Genomic DNA, 16,797 nt, shown 5'->3' on the forward strand with positions numbered 1-16,797 from the left:
TGCCGCTCCATCTAGCCCGCACAGTCGAGCGTAATAACACCGGCTTGCCGGAATCGTCTGGTCGAAAGTGGACGACGGGGAGCGCCAGATTGTAGACATTCCGGCGAATGCACGAATAGCTGAATGCGACCGGCTCACATCGTCAGCACAACGTCTGGTTTCGGGCCCAAAGTGGGAGCCAACGTATGCGTGCAGTGGTCTAAACGCGGCACCAGCAATCAACGGGACGGTCGGGTGCCGCGTCGCCGATTCAGGAGTGCTTCAAGGCTCGTAACCGAAATTAGCGTGCTCCTGCCGAGCTTGATGGTTTCGACCTCCCCTGCCCGCATCAGCTTGTAAAAGGTCGAACGACCAATTCCCAGCATTTGGGCGGCGTCAGGAATCCGCACCGTGAGGCAGTCGATCGGAGAAAGCCGATCCTCCTTGTTCCCTGCACGCGCCATGTTGGTTCAATCCGACGGTGTGCCGGGGCCAGGCTTTGGCCGCGCACGTTGAAAGGCTCGATCGCTTTCGAGAAAGTGGGCCAGTATCGCTGACGCAACCTCTGCCGGTTGCTCCGCACGCCCATAAGCCTTCTCATAGAACTCACAATATTGGTCGAGCGCCTCCTTCAACGCAGGCGACAGCGTAACGGTCAGTCGCACAGGCATCCGGTCGGGCAGCTTGCGAAGCTTGATGCTGGCCATCGCTATTTCCTCACCTCGTTCCACGGACGCATTACCAAATCGCGGTGCACGACAATCCTGAGCGGCCAGCCGGGTCGGACCCGCAGCGTCGGCTGAATGTTGAGGTTCCGTGTCACGAGCTGATCCCCTGCCCGTGCGCCGCTCTGCTGGGCGGATTCGCGGATGGCTCGGACAAGATCGCTCTCGGTGTTGCCGAAGCTCAGTTCCGTGCCGACACCGAGCAGCGTGGACAGCGCGACGCCTTTCAGTAGTTGCCAGGTATGGCGATCGATCCGATCGGAAAGACCAGCATAGCCCTCGGTATCGGTAGCGGGCACATTGTCGATTCGGATCGACGAACCATCGGGAAGAATGATCCGCTGCCAAACGAGAAGCGCCCGACTCTGCCCAAACGCGACCACGCTGTCGTAGCTGCCGATTAGTCGCGAGCCCTGTGGGATAAGCAAGGTTCGCCCAGTCACGCTGTCATAGGCGTTCTCGGTCACTTGCGCAGTTATCAAGCCAGGCAGATCGGAGTTCAGTCCGGTAATCAAGCTGGCGGCGATGATGCTGCCCGCGCTCAATGTATAAGGCGATGAAGGTGCGCTCAGCCGATGCGGATTGACGTCATCTCCCGCGTTTGATCGGCCAACCAGTCCGTTCTTTCGTTCCTGCCCATTTGGATCACGCGCAGGATCCAAGGACGATACGTTCGTGGGAGCGCCAGGGGCGGCTAAATCGGATACTGGCGCTACCTGCGCAGTTCGCTGCGTCGTCCCGCCAATCTGCACCATCACGCTCGATTCCCGCGCCGCCCGCTGCTCGGCGGCGATGCGTTGTCGCTCGGTTTCGGCTTCCTGCGCGGCGCGCTGGCTAGCGTCAGTCATGGCACCCGACGGGGCATCCGCTCCAATGGCACGCTGATGGTTCAGGATCGGCCGCCCGAGGTCGCCGGGAAGCGGCACCCCAAGCTGGGGAACGTCGCCATAGCTTTTCGGCGCGCCAGCAAGGGCATCGGGCGGCGCCTTCGTCGCGATCTGCTTGTCGTCGCTCGACGCGATCAAGTTCAAGGTCGCTGGCTTCAGCGCCAGCCAAGCGACGCCGACGAGCGCCGTCGATCCGGCTGCCGCGATGGCGACGATCGCTCCACGCCGGAAGCGGGTAACGCGGGCCGGCGCAGCGCGCAGGACCAAGGTCTCCGGATCCACTTTGGCGGGCGCTGCTGCGATCGCGGGAGGGACTGCCGGGTCAGTCACGGCGCCCTCCTGTTCCTTTGTGCGCCCGCGATGCCGGAGAACGCTCGATACTGACGATTTTCTGGCGCTTGCCACCGAGCCGCAACTCAGCCGCGCCGAAGAGGCGATCGACGACATAATAGCGGCCAGCGATGCGGTAGTTGACCAGTTGGGCTTCGCCATTGTCACCGGTCACGAACAGCGGCGGAGCATCGCCCACGGAGATGCTTGCCGGAAATTCGATGAAGGTCTGCCTCCCGTCATCGAACGCGCGCAGCGGTCGCCATGCAGGCTTGTCGCCGGAAATGGCATAGTTGAAGTTGAGGCTTTCGACGGCGAGACCTGATGCGATCGGCGCGGCGGCTTCGGCCGCTGCCTGACTTCGACGCAGCGCGACCAACTCGTCCTGCGGATAGGTCCAGGACAGTGCCGCCATTGCCGCGGCGGCGGTACTTTCCAGCACCAGATGATAGACGCGTCGGTCGGTGGTGATAACAAGATTTGTGCGCAGCCCGGCGGAAAAGGGCTTCACAAGGACATGCGTGCGCCGGCTCTCTCCGCTGCCGCTCGTCGTATCACCGACGGTCCACCGCACGGTATCGCCTGCCGCAACCGACGTGACAGTCTCGCCCGGCTGCAACGCGATGTCGGTCACGCGCTCGGGCGCGGCGTAGAGCCGGTAGAGCACGCCTTCCGAATATGGATAGACTTGGATGGCGTGAATATAGCCGGTTCTCGACGGCTCACGCAGCGACGCCCGGTTCGCGGCGGTGACACGAGACGTTGGCGATGAGGTCTCGCGTGTCTGGGCAGCGGAAGGCATGACGAACACGAACAAGCTTGCCGAGATGAGGAGCGATCGGATCATTGGGAATTCCTTTCCGGGGTCTGCTCGGGTTCGAGCGGCTGTCCAAAGCCGGGATCGAGCGGCGAGCCGAGGGGGAAATTGGTAGCCGGTGCGGACGAGGACGGCGGTGCTGGCGCGGGAACCGGCGGCGGTTGTCCATCGGCCGGCGTCTCGAGCTCGCGGCTCCAGTCGATCGCCTCGACATAAAGGCCGAGCGGATTCTTGCGGAGGATATCGGCCGAACGCGGCGGACGCAGCTTGACCGTCACCATCGCGGTCCAGCGCGAGGTGCTCGCGAGGCTGCCGCGCTCATATTCGCGTTCGGTCCAGCCAACGCGGAACGATGTATTCGACGCACGAACGACACTGTTTATCTGCACCGACACAGTTCGGCGACCGACCTCTGCGAACGGATTTGCAGCGCGGGCATATTCACCGAGGAACAGCGCGCCGCGTTCGGTCGCAAAATCATAGGCCGAGAGCCAGTTCTCGCGCATCAGCACCGCATCAAGCGACCGCCCCCGAATGTTGGTGATGAAGCGGCCGAGATGCCAGGCAATCTGTGGGTCTGTGGGTTTGTAGGCCGCATCGGCGGGCGCGATGGCTTGCGCGGCGCCAAGCCGATCGACCTCGACCACATATGGAACGACCCGGCTCTGCATCGACTGCCAGATGAGCGCGCCCGACAAGCCGGTGGTCAGGAATAGCCCGCCGAACGCCATCAGCCGCCAGTTTCGGGCCTGCACCCGCGCTGCGCCGATCCGCTCATCCCATAATTGTCCGGCGCGCTGGTACGGAGTCTCGGGTTCGGGCGTCTGCCCATAGCGCTGCACAGTGCGTTTCCATCGCATAGTCAGTCCTTCTCTTTGATGTCGGGAGTGGCGGAAGCGCCGCCGCGATCACCTGACTGGATGGTGTGAACCGCCATCTGCCGGCGCTGACGCGCGTTCTGGCTGGCATGAAGCTGGCGCGCCCAGGCCGGAGCAGCTTCGGCGTTAGCGGCGGCGGCCTGTCCCGCCGAAGCGACAGGAGGAGAACCGGCAGCCCATGCGGCCTGCCGACCCTTTTCGGCGGCATCACCGAGGCCGGTCGATGATTTCAGACGATTGGCTATGGCGCCTTTGGCGGCGGTCGCCATGCCGCCCAGACCAGCCGCGACCGTAGACGAGCCCGAGGTTTCCTGTCCGAGCTTATAGGCCGTCGACGCGGCACTACCCATCGACGTCCCCGCGCGGATCGCGCTCAGGCCCGCACCGGCCATACCACGCACGGCCGCAGCGGCCCCCGCGCCGCCAGCGGCAAGACCGGCACCGGCGAGCACCGTGGTGGCGAGCACCGAACCCGCGCCGAGTTGCGGCGCGCCTGCCACGAGGCCGGAGGCAATGCCGGGTCCGAAGATGGCAAGGCCGAAGATCGCGAGGCTTGCCAGCATCAGCGACACCGCCTGTTCGATCGACACCTCGTCGCCGGTGATAGCGCTCGTGAAATCAGCGAAATAGTTGGAGCCGATGCCGACGATGACGGCGAGCACCATCACCTTGATGCCGGAGCTCACGACATTGCCGAGTACGCGTTCGGCCAGGAAGCTTGTGCGATTCCAGAGTGCGAAGGGCACCAGGACGAAGCCGGCCAGACTGGTGAGCTTGAACTCCAATATGGTGATGAAGAGCTGGATCGCGAGAATGAAGAAGGCGACGATCACGATCACCCATGCGATCATCAGTACCGCGATCTGTACGAAATTATCGAAGAAAGCGATCGGGCCGACCAGCTCGGCCGCCTGATCGAGCAACGGCGCGGCGGCTTCAAAACCGGTACCGGCGAGCCGCCCGGGCATAAGCAGATCCTCCGCGGTGATCGTGCCGCCGCCCGCCGTCAGGCCAAGCCCGGCAAAAGAGCGGAAGATGATCTCCGACAAGGTCGAGAAGCTGTTGAGGATTAGCGCGAAGACCCCGACATAGAGGATCTTCTTGAGGAACTTGGCGATGACGTCGTCTTCGCCGCCCAGTGCCCAGAACAGTCCGGCGAGCGTGATATCGATGCCGATCAGGATCGTGGTCAGAAAGCCAACATCCCCGCCCAGCAGCCCGAAGCCGCTGTCGATATAGGCGATGAACGCTTGCATGAATTGATCGATTACGTTGAGATCGTCCATGTTCGGGCTTCTTCTTGAATTTTGTCGCGGGGACCGGCGGCTGGAGAGGGACTGCCGCGGCAGTCCCCGCGACGGGACAGGCATGGGCGGGGGAGCGGTGCGGCCCGTCCTGCCCCAAACGGTCACGCCGGAATCAGCGCGGGGGCGTCCAGGCCTTGCCGTCGCCGAGGAACCGGCGGGTGGATTCGCGCGCTTCGCGCTCGATCTGTCCGCGTCGCGCAGCCTCGAGCGACTGGCTGCGGAATTGGGCCGCCATCAGCTGCTGAATCTGGAACTGTTGCTTGGTCGCAAGCGCGAGCAGCTGGTTGGTCGCCTGTTGCGCCTGCAGGCCTCCTTCGGCGCCCTGGCTCTTGTCGACGATCGATTTGAGCATCTGGGCATCGTCACGGACATTCTCGACGATCTCGCTCTGGACGCCCATCGTTTGGCGGAAAGCCGCCATTTCGCTGTCGAGCCGCCGTTTCGCGGTCGCGAGCCGCTGATCGCGGCGGAGTAGCTGGTCGAAGCTGGCCGGGAAGTCCCTGCGGAACTGATCGTCGAGCTGGTCGACGCGGAAATCGATGCCCTGCGCCTGCCCCATCAGCCGGTCGATCTGCCGAAGCCGTTGCTCGAGCGCGCTCATCTGCGGAAAATCGATCTTCGACAGATTTTTGCGCTGATTGACGAGCATTTGTGCCTCGTTCTGAAGCGACTGGATCTGCTGGTTGATCTGCTGGAGGGTCCGCGCCGCCGTGAGCAGATTCTGCGAATAGTTGGCGCTGTCGAACACCGGCACGGCGTGCGCCGGTGGGCCGACCGCAATCGTGATCGGTGCGAGCGATGCCGCCAGTACGGCAAAAGCTATCTTCTTCATGCATCTTCTCCTTCTTCGGGGGACAAGGGGCTGGGGAAATCGGCGAGCAATCGAGCGGCCCATGCGAGGTCGGCCCGTTCGAGGAAGCGGGCGGCGAAATCGCACGGCCCTTGCTCGGCGAGGATCGCGTCGATGCGCTTTTGGCTGTCGGGATCGGATGCGCCGCAAAGCGCGAGCGCGATCGGCCCAAGACCGAGCTCGAAGAGCCGGTTGCCGCGCGCGGACTGGAGATAATAATGGCGCTTGGGAGTCGCGCGGCTGACGAGTTCGATCTGGCGTGCATTCAGGCCGAATCGAACATAAGCCGCCTGGCTCTGCGGCTCGATCGCGCGATCGTTGGGCAGCAGGATGCGCTGTGGACAGCTTTCGATGATCGCGGGCGCGATCATACTATCCGCGATGTCGGCGAGCGACTGCGTCGCGAACACGACCGCGACATTGCGCTTGCGCAGCACTTTCAGCCATTCGCGGATGCGCGCGGCAAACAGCGGATGGTCGAGGATCACCCAGGCTTCGTCGAGGATGAGTAGAGTCGGCCTGCCAGTGAAACGTGCCTCCAGCCGGTGAAACAGATAGGTGAGCACCGGCGCGACGACGCTCGCCTGCCCCATCAGGGCCTCGGTCTCGAAACACTGGAGATCCGCGATGGCGAGATCGTCCTCTGCCGCATCGAGCAGCCGTCCGAACGGTCCTTCCAGCGTGTAGGGTGCGAGAGCCGAGCGCAGCGCCGTCGATTGCAGCAGAAGCGAAAGGCCGGTGAGCGTGCGCTCCTCGATGGGCGCGGTCGCAAGGCTGGTCAGGGCCGACCAGAGCGCCTCCTTAACTTCAGGGGTCACGAGCAGCTTTTCGTGCGCGAGCAAGGCGGCGATCCATTCGGCCGCCCATGCCCGTTCGTCGCCGCGGTCGATATGGCGGAGCGGCTGAAAAGCGATCGCGCGACCACTCTCCTCGCCATCAGCATCACCACCGTCGCCGCCGAGCCCGAGCGCATGGTGCGCCCCGCCCATCGCCAGCACCGCGGCACGCGCCGAATAGCCTTTGTCGAAGATATAGATCTGGGAGTCCGGATAACGGCGGAACTGGAGCGCCAACAGCGCAAGCAAGACCGACTTCCCCGCCCCGGTCGGCCCCACGATCAGCATGTGGCCGACATCGCCGACATGGGTGGAGAGCCGGAACGGCGTCGAACCGCTCGTCTCGGCATAGAGCAGCGGCGGTCCGCCGAGATGCTTGTTGGCCACCGGTCCCGCCCAAACGCTCGACAGTGGCATCAGATGCGCGAGGTTCAACGTATGGACGAGCGGCTGACGGACGTTGGCGTAAACCTGGCCTGGCAGCGAACCGAGCCATGCTTCGACCGCATTCAGAACTCTCGCGGATGCAGGTGAAGCCCAGGCCGTTGACGATCCGCTCGACGCCTCGGACCTTTTCCTCGACGCGGGCGCGATCGGTGTCGCTGACCGTGATTGTCGTCGTCAGATGACCGAAGGCAACATGATCGCCGCCGAGCGCCTGGAGCGCGAGATCGGCATCGAGCATCTTGTTGTCGGCATCGCTGTCGAGCAGCTGCGCCGGCTGATTGTACATCACCTCGCGCAGGAGCGCGGTGATGGACTTACGCTTGTTGAACCATTGCCTGCGGAGTTTGGTTAGCGCCTTCGTGGCGTCGGTTTTGTCGAGCGCGATGAAGCGGGTCACCCAGCGATAGCCGAAACCTTGATGATTGAGTGCATCGAGGATGCCGGGCCGGCTGAGGTTCGGGAAACCCAATATGGTAAGCGTACGGATATGCGCATTGCCGAGCATCGGCTCGAGGCCGCCGACGAGCGGCGTGTCGGCGAGTAGCCCATCAAGATAGAGCGGCGTCTCGGGCACCGCGACGTCATGGCGCCGGTCGGAGATCGTGCCGCGTAGGAAGGAGAGCGTCTCACCGTCGTCGAGCGCCCGCACCTCGGGCATGAACCCCGAGAAGAGATCGAGCACGCGCTCTGTCTCGGCGATGAAGGCCGCGAGGGTCTGCCGCCAGTCACGGCCCTTGGTATCGTCGCTGCGCTCGACCAGCGCCCGCCCGGCAGTGTCCGCCTGGTCGGGCGGCGGCAGGAACGTCAGCGTCAGATAATAGACGCTCTCAAAATGCGCTTCCGCGCTTTCGAAGCCGGCGCGGCGTTCTTCGTCGACCAGCCAGGAAGCCGGATCGGCAAATTCGCTCGCAGGATATCCGAGCGCCTCATGCCGGTCGGCCTCGATATGCAGCGCCCAGCCCGAACCGAAACGCTTCAGGACATTGTTCGCCCGTGCGCAGACCGCAAGAAGTTCGGCTTCGGTCGCGGATTCAAGGTCGGGCCCGCGGAATCGCAGGACACGCAAGAAGCTGCCGTCCTTGTTGAGAACCACGCCGGGCGCAACGAGTGCCGCCCAGGGCAAATGATCGGCGAGCCGGTCGGCGCGGCGGCGATATTCGTGCAGCATCAGCATGTGAAATGCCCTCGCTGGCGAAGGTGGCGGACGAGCACCGGCGCGAAATCGGGATCGCGTTTCGCCGCCATCACCGCGACCGTATGCCCCACCGCCCACATCGCGATGCCGGCGACCCATTGCTGCAAGCCCAGCCCGAGCGCCGCGGCGACGGTCCCGTTGACGATCGCTATCGCGCGCGGCGCGCCCCCGAGCAGGATCGGCTCGGCGAGCGACCGATGGAGCGGGGCTTCGAACCCCTCCAGATGGGTTCCGGTGGCGATCATGCGATCAACGCCCCGCCGCCGAAGCTGAAGAAGCTGAGGAAGAAGCTCGACGCGGCGAAAGCGATCGACAGGCCGAAGACGATCTGGATGAGGCGACGAAAGCCCCCTGCCGTCTCGCCGAACGCGAGGGTCAGCCCGGTCACAATGATGATGATTACCGCGACGATCTTGGCGACCGGGCCCTGAACCGATTCCAGCACCTGCTGGAGCGGTTCCTCCCACGGCATGCCCGAGCCCGCTGCTTGCGCGGTCGCCGCGATGGCGATGCCGAGCCCGGCGGCGGCGAGAACGAAAATCGGTTTGGAGCGCAAGGGAATAGGAATGGCACGCATGGGTCAGTCTCCTTCAGAAATGCGGCTGGGATCGATGAGGTCGACGACGGCGTAACCGCCATCCGGATCGACGCCGGCGACGCGCGCGAGGCTCTCGACGCGGCGGGCAAGGCCGCGGCCTGAGATGAAGACGATGAGATCGATCGCCTCGGCGATCAGGCGTCGCGGCACGGTGACCACCGCCTCCTGGATCAGCTGTTCGATCCGGTAGAGCGCGGACGTCGCGCTGTTGGCGTGGACGGTGGCGATCCCGCCCGGATGTCCCGTGTTCCATGCTTTCAACATGTCGAGCGCTTCGCGGCCGCGCACTTCGCCGACGATGATGCGATCGGGACGGAGCCGCAGCGTCGAGCGGACCAGATCGGCCATGGTGACGCCGCCGGTCGTCATCGCGCCAGCGGAACGGGTGCGCAACGCCACCACATCGGGGGCGGCGCATTGCAGTTCGCGGGTATCTTCGATCAGGATCACACGCTCGTCGAGATCGGCCATTTCGGCGAGCAGGGCGTTGGCGAGCGTGGTCTTGCCCGAGCTGGTTCCGCCGGCAACAAGGATATTCTTGCGTTCGACGACAGCAAGGCTGAGCAGCCGCGCGGTGTCGGGCGACATGATGCCGTCCTTCACATAGTCGAGCAGCGTATAGATCTTCGCCGCCGGCTTTCGGATCGAGAAGCAGGGCGCGAGGCTGACCGGCGGCAACACGCCTTCGAACCGCTCCCCTGCCCCTTCGCCATGCGGCGGCAATTCAGCCGACACGATCGGCGCCGCGGCATGCACTTCGGTGCGGGCGTGGCTGGCGACGAGCCGGATGATCCGCTCGACCTGGGCTGGTTCATATCGCGTGCCAGTATCGCAGCGGCCTTCGCCGAGCCGGTCGAGCCGGAGTGCCCCGTCGGGGTTGACCATGATTTCTAAGACCGCCGGATCGGCGAGTGCCGCGGCGATGCTTGGCCCCATCGCGCTCCTGAGCATCGCACGGCGACGTTCGACTGAAACGAGTTCGCTCATGACTGCGCTTCCCCGTCATCGATGGCGCCGATCGAGCGCTTGCCGCCGGCGATCTGGCGGCCGACCTGGGTGACGAAGGCTTCGAAGCGTTCGCGCCCCACGGCGCGCGCAGCATGGTCCGCTTCGGGCAGCGGGGCCGTCACGGTCAGCTGATAACGAATGAACAGCGACAGGCTTTCGAGGAGCACTTCGATGTCGCGGGCCAAGCGGCCGATATCGCGGGACATGCGATCGAGCCGCACTTTCAGGAGATCATCGACCTCCTTCGAGCCGCGGCGCGCGAGATAGGCGGCGAGCGCGTCGCTGACGATCCCGCTCTTCGTCGCGCCCGGCTTGGCCGCCAAAGCATCGAGCGCGTCGCTCAATTGCCGGTCGATATAGAGGTTCTGACGAAATTTCACGGCGGTCAGAGCCCCAGCGGCAGTTGCGGGCTGTTGCCCTGGTCGATGCCGTAGGCGCGCATTGCGGGCGTCAGGCCGCGAGCACGGTCCATCGCCCGCTGGTCGGCGGCGGTGTCGCCATCGTCCTGATCGGGGGGCAGCAGGTCGGGCTGCTTGGGTTGTTCACGCTTGGCGGCGGCGTCCTCGCCAAACCCGGGGTGACGCTGCCGTTCGAGACCGCCCTCTTCGGTCTCCGCTTCGATGGCATCGACCGCGCGTGCGAGCCGGGCATCCTGCTTGCGGACGAAGCTGCCCCATTCGTTGGAACGCGGTTGTGGTCGGTCGACATAGCGACCGTCGGCGAGCGCCGGCGGCGGCGCCAGGCGGTCATCGAAATTGCGATCTTCATAGTAGCGCAATTTCTTGGCGCGGATCGGCGAGAGGCCGGAGACCAGGATGATTTCATCCGACGCCGGGAGCTGCATGACCTCGCCAGGCGTCAGCAACGCGCGCGCGGTTTCCTGTCGGCTGACCATGACGTGCGCGAGCCAGGGCGCGAGGCGGTGCCCGGCATAGTTACGCATGGCGCGCTGCTCGGTCGCGGTGCCGAGCGCATCGGAAATCCGGCGCGCGGTACGTTCATCGTTGGTCGCGAAGGCGACGCGAACGTGGCAATTGTCGAGGATCGAATTATGCTCGCCATAGGCGCGTTCGATCTGGTTGAGGCTCTGCGCGATGAGGTAAGCGCGGATGCCGTAGCCGGCCATGAAGGCGAGCGCCGTCTCGAAGAAGTCCAGCCGCCCAAGCGCCGGAAACTCGTCGAGCATCATCAGGAGCTGGTGCTTGCCCTTCCCCTTTCCCGTGCTGTCGAGCTGCTCGGTGAGCCGGCGTCCGATCTGGTTGAGGATGAGCCGGATGAGCGGCTTGGTGCGGCTGATGTCCGATGGCGGCACCACGAGATAGAGGGACACGGGGCGTCCGGCCTCGACAAGGTCGGCGATCCGCCAGTCGCAGCGCGAGGTGACTTCGGCGACCGTTGGGTCGCGGTACAGGCCGAGAAACGACATCGCCGTCGACAGAACGCCGCTGCGTTCATTGTCCGACTTGTTCAGCACCTCGCGCGCGGCGGACGCGACAACCGGGTGAACCTGGGGTGCATCCCTGGTGCCGATATGATTGGTCGACATCATCCGCTTGAGCGTCGCGACGAAGGGGCGCTGCGGATCGGACAAGAAGGTCGCGACGCGGGCGAGCGTCTTTTCCTCTTCTGCGTACAGGACGTGCAGGATCGCGCCCACCAGCAGCGAATGGCTGGTCTTTTCCCAGTGATTGCGGCGTTCGAGCGCACCTTCGGGGTCAACCAATATGTCGGCGATATTCTGAACGTCGCGAACTTCATGCTCGCCGCGGCGGACCTCGATCAGCGGATTATAGTGCGCGGAACGAATATCGGTCGGGTTAAACAACAGCGCATGGCTGAACCGCGAGCGCCAACCAGCGGTCAGCTCCCAATTCTCGCCCTTGATGTCGTGGATGACCGCGGAGCCTGTCCAGCTCAGCAGGGTGGGAACGACGAGACCGACGCCCTTGCCCGAACGCGTTGGTGCGAAAGCCATGACATGCTCCGGGCCGTCATGGCGGAGATAGTGGCTATGATGACGGCCGAGAAAGACTCCGGCATTTCCGGTCAATCCGGCGCGATCGATTTCGCGTGCCGTCGCCCAGCGAGCCGATCCGTAGGTGGTGATGTGGCTCTGTTGGCGAGCGCGCCACAACGAACCGAAGATCGCGGCGGCACACCCCAGAAAGCCGCTAGCGCCAGCCAGTGCTCCCGCCTTATCGAAGACCTCCGGGGCATAGGCATCGAAATGGTACCACCAGCCGAAGATCTGCCAAGGGTGATAGACGCGCACATCGAACAGGACGAACCATGCCGTCCCTAGCTGGGGCTGATGGGCCAGCATGGCGGCCGCCCACTGGGTAGCCGCCCAAATACCCGCGATCACGATCGCGAACACGACTAGGATCTGACCGATGAGCAGTTTGGTCGGGGTCATGATGGGCTCCGCCGGCAGGCGGACACCGCCCCGGTTCATGCCCTTGAGGATCGACCAATAGGTTCTCGGAGAAAATTACGTCCTTGGGGCGCCACTACGCGCCGTACCGCGCTGAAATCCGCATTCGCCTTAACCACTCGACGTCCGTCGCCACTCATTTTCAGATTTGTATGAGTCACGGCATTGATCGCATGTGGGCATAGCTATGCCGCTATTCTCAATGTTGTGCGGAGTAACTTCGGTTGTCAGGGGCGGGCTGCCATCTAGGAGCCGATCACTAACTTTGTTCATCTGATGTACTTCGCCAACTCGTATTGAAAATACGAGAAAGGCTAGAAGGTGACCACAATCTCAAGCCTTGCGACCTACTCTTTAGAAGTATCAGGAACGATAGATGTAGCGCCGGGCTTCGCGCGTGACTTTTCGTGGTATCTGCCGCTCCATCGCGATATTGTCACCGTACGGGGTGTCATTTGGGGCGGGGCTACGGCGTGCGGCTGGTACAGATCGAAATTGAGAATTTTCGTGGCTTCGGCGAAGGTGGCGCGGCACTTCGCGCGACGTTGCCAGCAGGCATCGCAACCTTCGTCGGCGAAAATGACAGCGGCAAGACTGCGATCATCGACGCTCTTCGCCTCGTACTCGGCACGCGTGGACAGGACTATTTTCGGGTCGGCGAGGCCGATTTTCACCAACCTCCCGGCCGCGTCGAGACTAGGCGAGAAATCCGCGTCATGCTCCGGTTCGCAGACCTTAGCACCGGGGACCGCGGTGCGTTCCTTGAATTTCTGACCTATGACGGCGACAAACCTTCGCTCATCCTGCATTGGCGTGCCATTGCCGGGAACCGCGGTCCCGCACGTAGGTTCACCACGGTAGAATGCCGTTCCGGGGCGAAAGGGGACGGCCCCTTGCTCGACGCTGCTGCGCGCGCATTGCTCTGCGCGACCTATTTGCGTCCGCTTCGCGATGCCGATCAAGCGCTCTCTGCAGGGCGTGGATCCCGTCTATCGCAGATTCTCCAGCAAACACCGCTCGTCACCGGCGATGGCGATCCCTTCAACCCAGATGCAATGCCTGATGACCCGGCCAAACTCAGCGTGCTTGGGATTGGTGATTTCGCCAATCATCTTCTCGAAGGCCAAGGCGGGGTACGCAACGCCCGCAATAAGCTTAACAGCGATTACCTCGCTAAGCTGTCCTTCACAGGCGACACGTTGCGTGGCAAAATTTCGGTCGGTGGTGCTCGCGGGGAAGATACAGCGCGGCTCCGCCAACTACTCGAGAAACTCGAGCTTGAACTGCGCGACGATGATGTTGTGGACCCGCCACCGGGTCGCGGCCTCGGATCCAACAATCTTCTGTTCATGGCGTCTGAGTTGCTGCTCCTCTCGCAGGAGAGTGAAGGTTTTCCGGCTCTCCTGATCGAGGAACCCGAGGCCCACCTCCACCCCCAACGGCAGATTCGACTGGTCGAATTCCTGAAAGAGAAAGCCGCTCTCGACGCGAAAGGTGCTACAGCGCTGCAGGTCGTGATGACTACGCACAGTCCCACCTTCGCGGCGTCGCTCCCGCTGACGAGCCTCGTCCTCGTACGTGGCGGTAAGGCCTTTCCGCTTGGCCCCGAACATACGCTACTCCATGCAAGCGACTATGCGTTCCTCGAACGCTTCCTTGATGCCACCAAAGCTAACCTCTTCTTCTCGCGGGGCGTTCTTATCGTCGAGGGCGACGGGGAAGCGATCCTCCTACCGACGCTCGCGCGGCTCATTGGTCGCGATCTATCTGCGTATGGCGTGTCGGTCGTGAATGTGGGCGGAACCGGCCTCGCACGATATGCGCGGATCTTTCAGCGGCGACACCCTGAAGCCGGCATTATCGATCTCCCCGTAGCTTGCGTTGCCGATATGGACGTGATGCCTGATTGTGCGCCGGCCATGCTGGGGCTGCTCCTCGAGAACGGTGAGCGTCCTCCGCGGGCCAAATGGCGGCAGCATGGCAGTTTTACCGCTGAGGAACTCGCTGAACGCCGGCATCAGATCGCCGAGCGCGCCAATGGCCAGAACGTGAGGACCTTCGTTTCAGATCACTGGACCCTAGAATATGACCTGGCTATTGCCGGTCTCGGGCGACAGGTCTGGCTCGCGGCATCGCTGGCTGCAGCGGATGCGCGCATTCATCGCGGGACGACTACCCGAAAGCAGGTACTGACGGCCGCCGCGCGCGCTTACGTGGAACTCGCCAAGCTGGCAGAACCCGAGCGTGCGACTGCAATTTACCGCCTCTTTCACGAGGGGGCGTCCAAGGCGGTCGCCGCGCAATATCTGGCAGCTATCCTTGATCGGCCGAAAAGGCCTGGGCACCTAACCCCAGAGCAATTGCGCGCGCATCTCCCGCGCTATCTCGTCGACGCGATCGACCACGCAACCGGCAACAAACCCGCTGAACCGGAGGACGTACCCTTTGAGGACGTAATCGCACACCCATGAGCGACGCGTTCGATCCGAAGAGCCTCGAGGACCTGGTTTCAGACGCCGATATCGCGTGGGCGCAAGCCCTATTGGGACTTGGGCCCGAGGCCTTTGCCGGCCCAGATGGCACAGATCCGCGCCTCGAGGTCCTGCGCGCGGCGCGCTCGATCGACGTTCCAGCTTGTCCCGGAAGTGGAAAGACGACCTTGCTCGTCGCCAAGCTAGCGATCCTCGCCCGCCATTGGCGACACAGCGGCCAGGGAATTTGCGTCCTCTCACACACCAATGTTGCTAGGGTCGAGATCGAGAAGCGGCTCCGCGACAATTCCGTCGGCCAGGCGATGCTCGGCTACCCCCATTTTGTCGGCACCATCCACGGCTTCATCAACCGCTTCATCGCACTACCCTGGATGCGCTCGCAGGGTCTCGACGTCCGAGTGGTCGACGACGATCTCTGTCAAGCGCGGCGTTGGTCAAAACTTGGCAATGCGCGCTTCTCTCTGGAAAAGAACGGCAAGACGCCCGCATCGCTTGAAATCCTTGATACGAACTTTGGCCTAGGAGATGTGCGCTGGGTCAAAGGTTCGCTGCTCGGCCGCACTACAGATACCTATGTCAAAATGGTCGAAGCTTGCCGCGAGGCGGCCAGAGACGGCTTCTTCTGCCATGGCGACCTCTTTCTCTGGGCGTCCGACGCGCTGGATCAGATGCCCGGGCTCGTCGCTTCGATCCGGCAACGCTTCCCAATCCTCTTCCTCGACGAGGTCCAGGACAATCAGGAAGACCAGTCTAAACTCCTGTACCGCATCTTTCGCGACGGCGACGCAGCGGTGCTAAGGCACCGCTTCGGCGACATGAATCAAGCGATCTTCGGTTCGCACAAGGACGCCGGCGAGGTGGCGACTGACCGATTTCCGGTCGCCGCCGACCAGATTCCCATTCCTAACAGCCACCGTTTCTGCCAACGAATCGCCGATGCTGCCAACCCCGTCGCAATTGAGACGCCAGGATTGATCGGGCTCAAGAACGGGCATCCGAAACACACGCCGCTCGTGCTCATGCTTTTCGATCCCGCGCATGCGACCCAAGTTCTTCCAGCCTACGCCCACCTCATCAGCGAGCGTTTTTCACCCGACGAACGTCGCGACTTCGGTCTTCGCAGCAGTCGGATCCGTGCAGCGCGATAATGGCAATGACAACAGCCCGACTTGCATCGCTCATTATTGGCCGGACTATGACCAGAGACTAGTTGCCAACGACAAGCGGCCGCGGCGGTTTCTAGATTTCGTCGATCGCGGACACGCGGAGCGGCGTGGTGCAACAGATATCCATTTTGTCGTTGAGCGCGTGGCAGAGGCGATGCTGTGCCTCGCCGAAATCCTCAATCCCGCGGTGCGTTATCCTCGGCGAACAAGCCGGCATCGCCAGATCATCGCCCTTCTGGGTGACCAAGACGCTATGCGCGAACGTTATCTCGGGATGACCTTTGCTCTCGCGACCGGTCGTCGTCCGACCAGCGCTGAAGAGTGGCAAAAATGGTGCGGCCATATCCTGCGTATCGTCCAACCGCTTTTGCAGGGAGCAGAGGCCGGTCCACCAAATGGCTTTCTCGATTGGGTTGCAGACGTTCCATCCGAAAACGGCAAGCCTCTACGGCACGGCAATATATTCAGCCTTGAGACGGCCGAGCCCGTCGTCGAAGTGAAGGTGGGTACCATCCACTCCGTGAAGGGCGAAACGCATAAAGCTACGCTGATCCTCGACACCCATTACAATGGATCGCACCTAGCCCGGATCAAAGCCTGGCTCACCGGAGAACGTACCGGCATCAAACCCGCCGAGCGCGGTGTCAATCTGCGCAGCAGCCTCAAACAGCACTATGTGGCAATGACGCGCCCGACCGATCTCCTATGCGTTGCAATGCGCGCGACAACCTGCAGCGACGCCGATCTTGCGCGCGTTACCGCGCGCGACTGGGCTATCGGCGATGTCGTGGATAGGAAGCTTCAATGGCGTCGCTGACCAAGCTGACCTGCGCCGCCCTCAACTACAG

15 protein-coding genes and 1 pseudogene are annotated in these 16,797 nt (G+C 63.2%); 3 read left to right on the forward strand and 13 right to left on the reverse strand.

What is annotated here, in order from left to right:
- Positions 1–218: 218 nt before the first annotated feature.
- From ACWNC0_RS14515 to ACWNC0_RS14575, 13 genes and pseudogenes are all read right to left on the reverse strand, one after another.
- Positions 219–443, reverse strand: a complete 225-nt coding sequence (locus tag ACWNC0_RS14515; RefSeq protein WP_449472542.1) for a helix-turn-helix domain-containing protein — start codon at positions 441–443, stop codon at positions 219–221.
- A 6-nt stretch (positions 444–449) separates the two neighbouring features.
- Positions 450–686 carry a DUF2274 domain-containing protein gene (locus ACWNC0_RS14520; RefSeq protein ID WP_449472544.1) on the reverse strand — a complete coding sequence of 79 codons (237 nt, stop codon included), beginning with the start codon at positions 684–686 and terminating at the stop codon, positions 450–452.
- Between the two features lie 2 nt (positions 687–688).
- Positions 689–1,921, reverse strand: coding sequence for a TrbI/VirB10 family protein (locus tag ACWNC0_RS14525; protein WP_449472546.1), 1,233 nt, complete (start codon positions 1,919–1,921; stop codon positions 689–691).
- On the reverse strand, positions 1,914–2,768 hold the full coding sequence (gene trbG / locus ACWNC0_RS14530) for a P-type conjugative transfer protein TrbG (protein ID WP_449472547.1): 855 nt from the start codon (positions 2,766–2,768) through the stop codon (positions 1,914–1,916). Before trbG ends, ACWNC0_RS14525 begins: the two co-directional genes overlap by 8 nt.
- Positions 2,765–3,598, reverse strand: a complete 834-nt coding sequence (gene trbF / locus ACWNC0_RS14535; protein WP_449472549.1) for a conjugal transfer protein TrbF — start codon at positions 3,596–3,598, stop codon at positions 2,765–2,767. The genes trbG and trbF overlap by 4 nt, the downstream gene beginning before the upstream one ends.
- A 2-nt stretch (positions 3,599–3,600) precedes the next feature.
- Positions 3,601–4,902 carry a P-type conjugative transfer protein TrbL gene (trbL, locus tag ACWNC0_RS14540; RefSeq protein ID WP_449472550.1) on the reverse strand — a complete coding sequence of 434 codons (1,302 nt, stop codon included), beginning with the start codon at positions 4,900–4,902 and terminating at the stop codon, positions 3,601–3,603.
- A 133-nt stretch (positions 4,903–5,035) separates the two neighbouring features.
- Positions 5,036–5,755, reverse strand: a complete 720-nt coding sequence (gene trbJ, locus ACWNC0_RS14545; RefSeq protein WP_449472551.1) for a P-type conjugative transfer protein TrbJ — start codon at positions 5,753–5,755, stop codon at positions 5,036–5,038.
- Positions 5,752–8,230, reverse strand: a pseudogene (gene trbE, locus ACWNC0_RS14550) (conjugal transfer protein TrbE). Before trbE ends, trbJ begins: the two are co-directional and overlap by 4 nt.
- Positions 8,224–8,496, reverse strand: a complete 273-nt coding sequence (locus ACWNC0_RS14555) for a VirB3 family type IV secretion system protein (RefSeq protein WP_449472552.1) — start codon at positions 8,494–8,496, stop codon at positions 8,224–8,226. Before ACWNC0_RS14555 ends, trbE begins: the two are co-directional and overlap by 7 nt.
- Positions 8,493–8,828 (reverse strand): TrbC/VirB2 family protein, encoded by a 336-nt coding sequence (locus ACWNC0_RS14560; protein ID WP_449472553.1) that lies wholly within the window; start codon positions 8,826–8,828, stop codon positions 8,493–8,495. The genes ACWNC0_RS14555 and ACWNC0_RS14560 overlap by 4 nt, the downstream gene beginning before the upstream one ends.
- A gap of 3 nt (positions 8,829–8,831) precedes the next feature.
- On the reverse strand, positions 8,832–9,836 hold the full coding sequence (gene trbB / locus ACWNC0_RS14565) for a P-type conjugative transfer ATPase TrbB (RefSeq protein WP_449472555.1): 1,005 nt from the start codon (positions 9,834–9,836) through the stop codon (positions 8,832–8,834).
- Positions 9,833–10,201 (reverse strand): CopG family transcriptional regulator, encoded by a 369-nt coding sequence (locus tag ACWNC0_RS14570; RefSeq protein WP_449472557.1) that lies wholly within the window; start codon positions 10,199–10,201, stop codon positions 9,833–9,835. Before ACWNC0_RS14570 ends, trbB begins: the two co-directional genes overlap by 4 nt.
- Before the next feature lie 41 nt (positions 10,202–10,242).
- Positions 10,243–12,273 carry a conjugal transfer protein TraG gene (locus ACWNC0_RS14575; RefSeq protein WP_449472558.1) on the reverse strand — a complete coding sequence of 677 codons (2,031 nt, stop codon included), beginning with the start codon at positions 12,271–12,273 and terminating at the stop codon, positions 10,243–10,245.
- Between the two features lie 491 nt (positions 12,274–12,764).
- On the opposite strand from ACWNC0_RS14575, the gene ACWNC0_RS14580 reads away from it, so the two are divergent.
- The 3 genes from ACWNC0_RS14580 to ACWNC0_RS14590 are packed head-to-tail and all read left to right on the forward strand — an operon-like array spanning position 12,765 to position 16,766.
- Positions 12,765–14,762, forward strand: coding sequence for an ATP-dependent nuclease (locus ACWNC0_RS14580; protein ID WP_449472560.1), 1,998 nt, complete (start codon positions 12,765–12,767; stop codon positions 14,760–14,762).
- The gene (locus ACWNC0_RS14585) at positions 14,759–15,931 is read left to right on the forward strand and encodes a UvrD-helicase domain-containing protein (RefSeq protein ID WP_449472561.1); all 1,173 of its coding nucleotides are present in this window, start codon (positions 14,759–14,761) and stop codon (positions 15,929–15,931) included. Before ACWNC0_RS14580 ends, ACWNC0_RS14585 begins: the two co-directional genes overlap by 4 nt.
- Entirely contained in the window at positions 15,918–16,766 is an 849-nt protein-coding gene (locus ACWNC0_RS14590; RefSeq protein ID WP_449472563.1) for a hypothetical protein, read from the forward strand. The genes ACWNC0_RS14585 and ACWNC0_RS14590 overlap by 14 nt, the downstream gene beginning before the upstream one ends.
- Positions 16,767–16,797: the final 31 nt, after the last annotated feature.

The sequence above is a fragment of the Sphingobium chungangianum genome, from assembly GCF_977014255.1.

Coding starts and splice junctions, on each gene's coding strand:
- ACWNC0_RS14575 (WP_449472558.1), bottom strand. CDS start 12,273: ATGACCCCGACCAAACTGCTCATCGGTCAGATCCTAGTCGTGTTCGCG.
- trbB (WP_449472555.1), bottom strand. CDS start 9,836: ATGAGCGAACTCGTTTCAGTCGAACGTCGCCGTGCGATGCTCAGGAGC.
- trbG (WP_449472547.1), bottom strand. CDS start 2,768: ATGATCCGATCGCTCCTCATCTCGGCAAGCTTGTTCGTGTTCGTCATG.
- trbF (WP_449472549.1), bottom strand. CDS start 3,598: ATGCGATGGAAACGCACTGTGCAGCGCTATGGGCAGACGCCCGAACCC.
- trbL (WP_449472550.1), bottom strand. CDS start 4,902: ATGGACGATCTCAACGTAATCGATCAATTCATGCAAGCGTTCATCGCC.
- ACWNC0_RS14585 (WP_449472561.1), top strand. CDS start 14,759: ATGAGCGACGCGTTCGATCCGAAGAGCCTCGAGGACCTGGTTTCAGAC.
- trbJ (WP_449472551.1), bottom strand. CDS start 5,755: ATGAAGAAGATAGCTTTTGCCGTACTGGCGGCATCGCTCGCACCGATC.
- ACWNC0_RS14560 (WP_449472553.1), bottom strand. CDS start 8,828: ATGCGTGCCATTCCTATTCCCTTGCGCTCCAAACCGATTTTCGTTCTC.
- ACWNC0_RS14520 (WP_449472544.1), bottom strand. CDS start 686: ATGGCCAGCATCAAGCTTCGCAAGCTGCCCGACCGGATGCCTGTGCGA.
- ACWNC0_RS14515 (WP_449472542.1), bottom strand. CDS start 443: ATGGCGCGTGCAGGGAACAAGGAGGATCGGCTTTCTCCGATCGACTGC.
- ACWNC0_RS14555 (WP_449472552.1), bottom strand. CDS start 8,496: ATGATCGCCACCGGAACCCATCTGGAGGGGTTCGAAGCCCCGCTCCAT.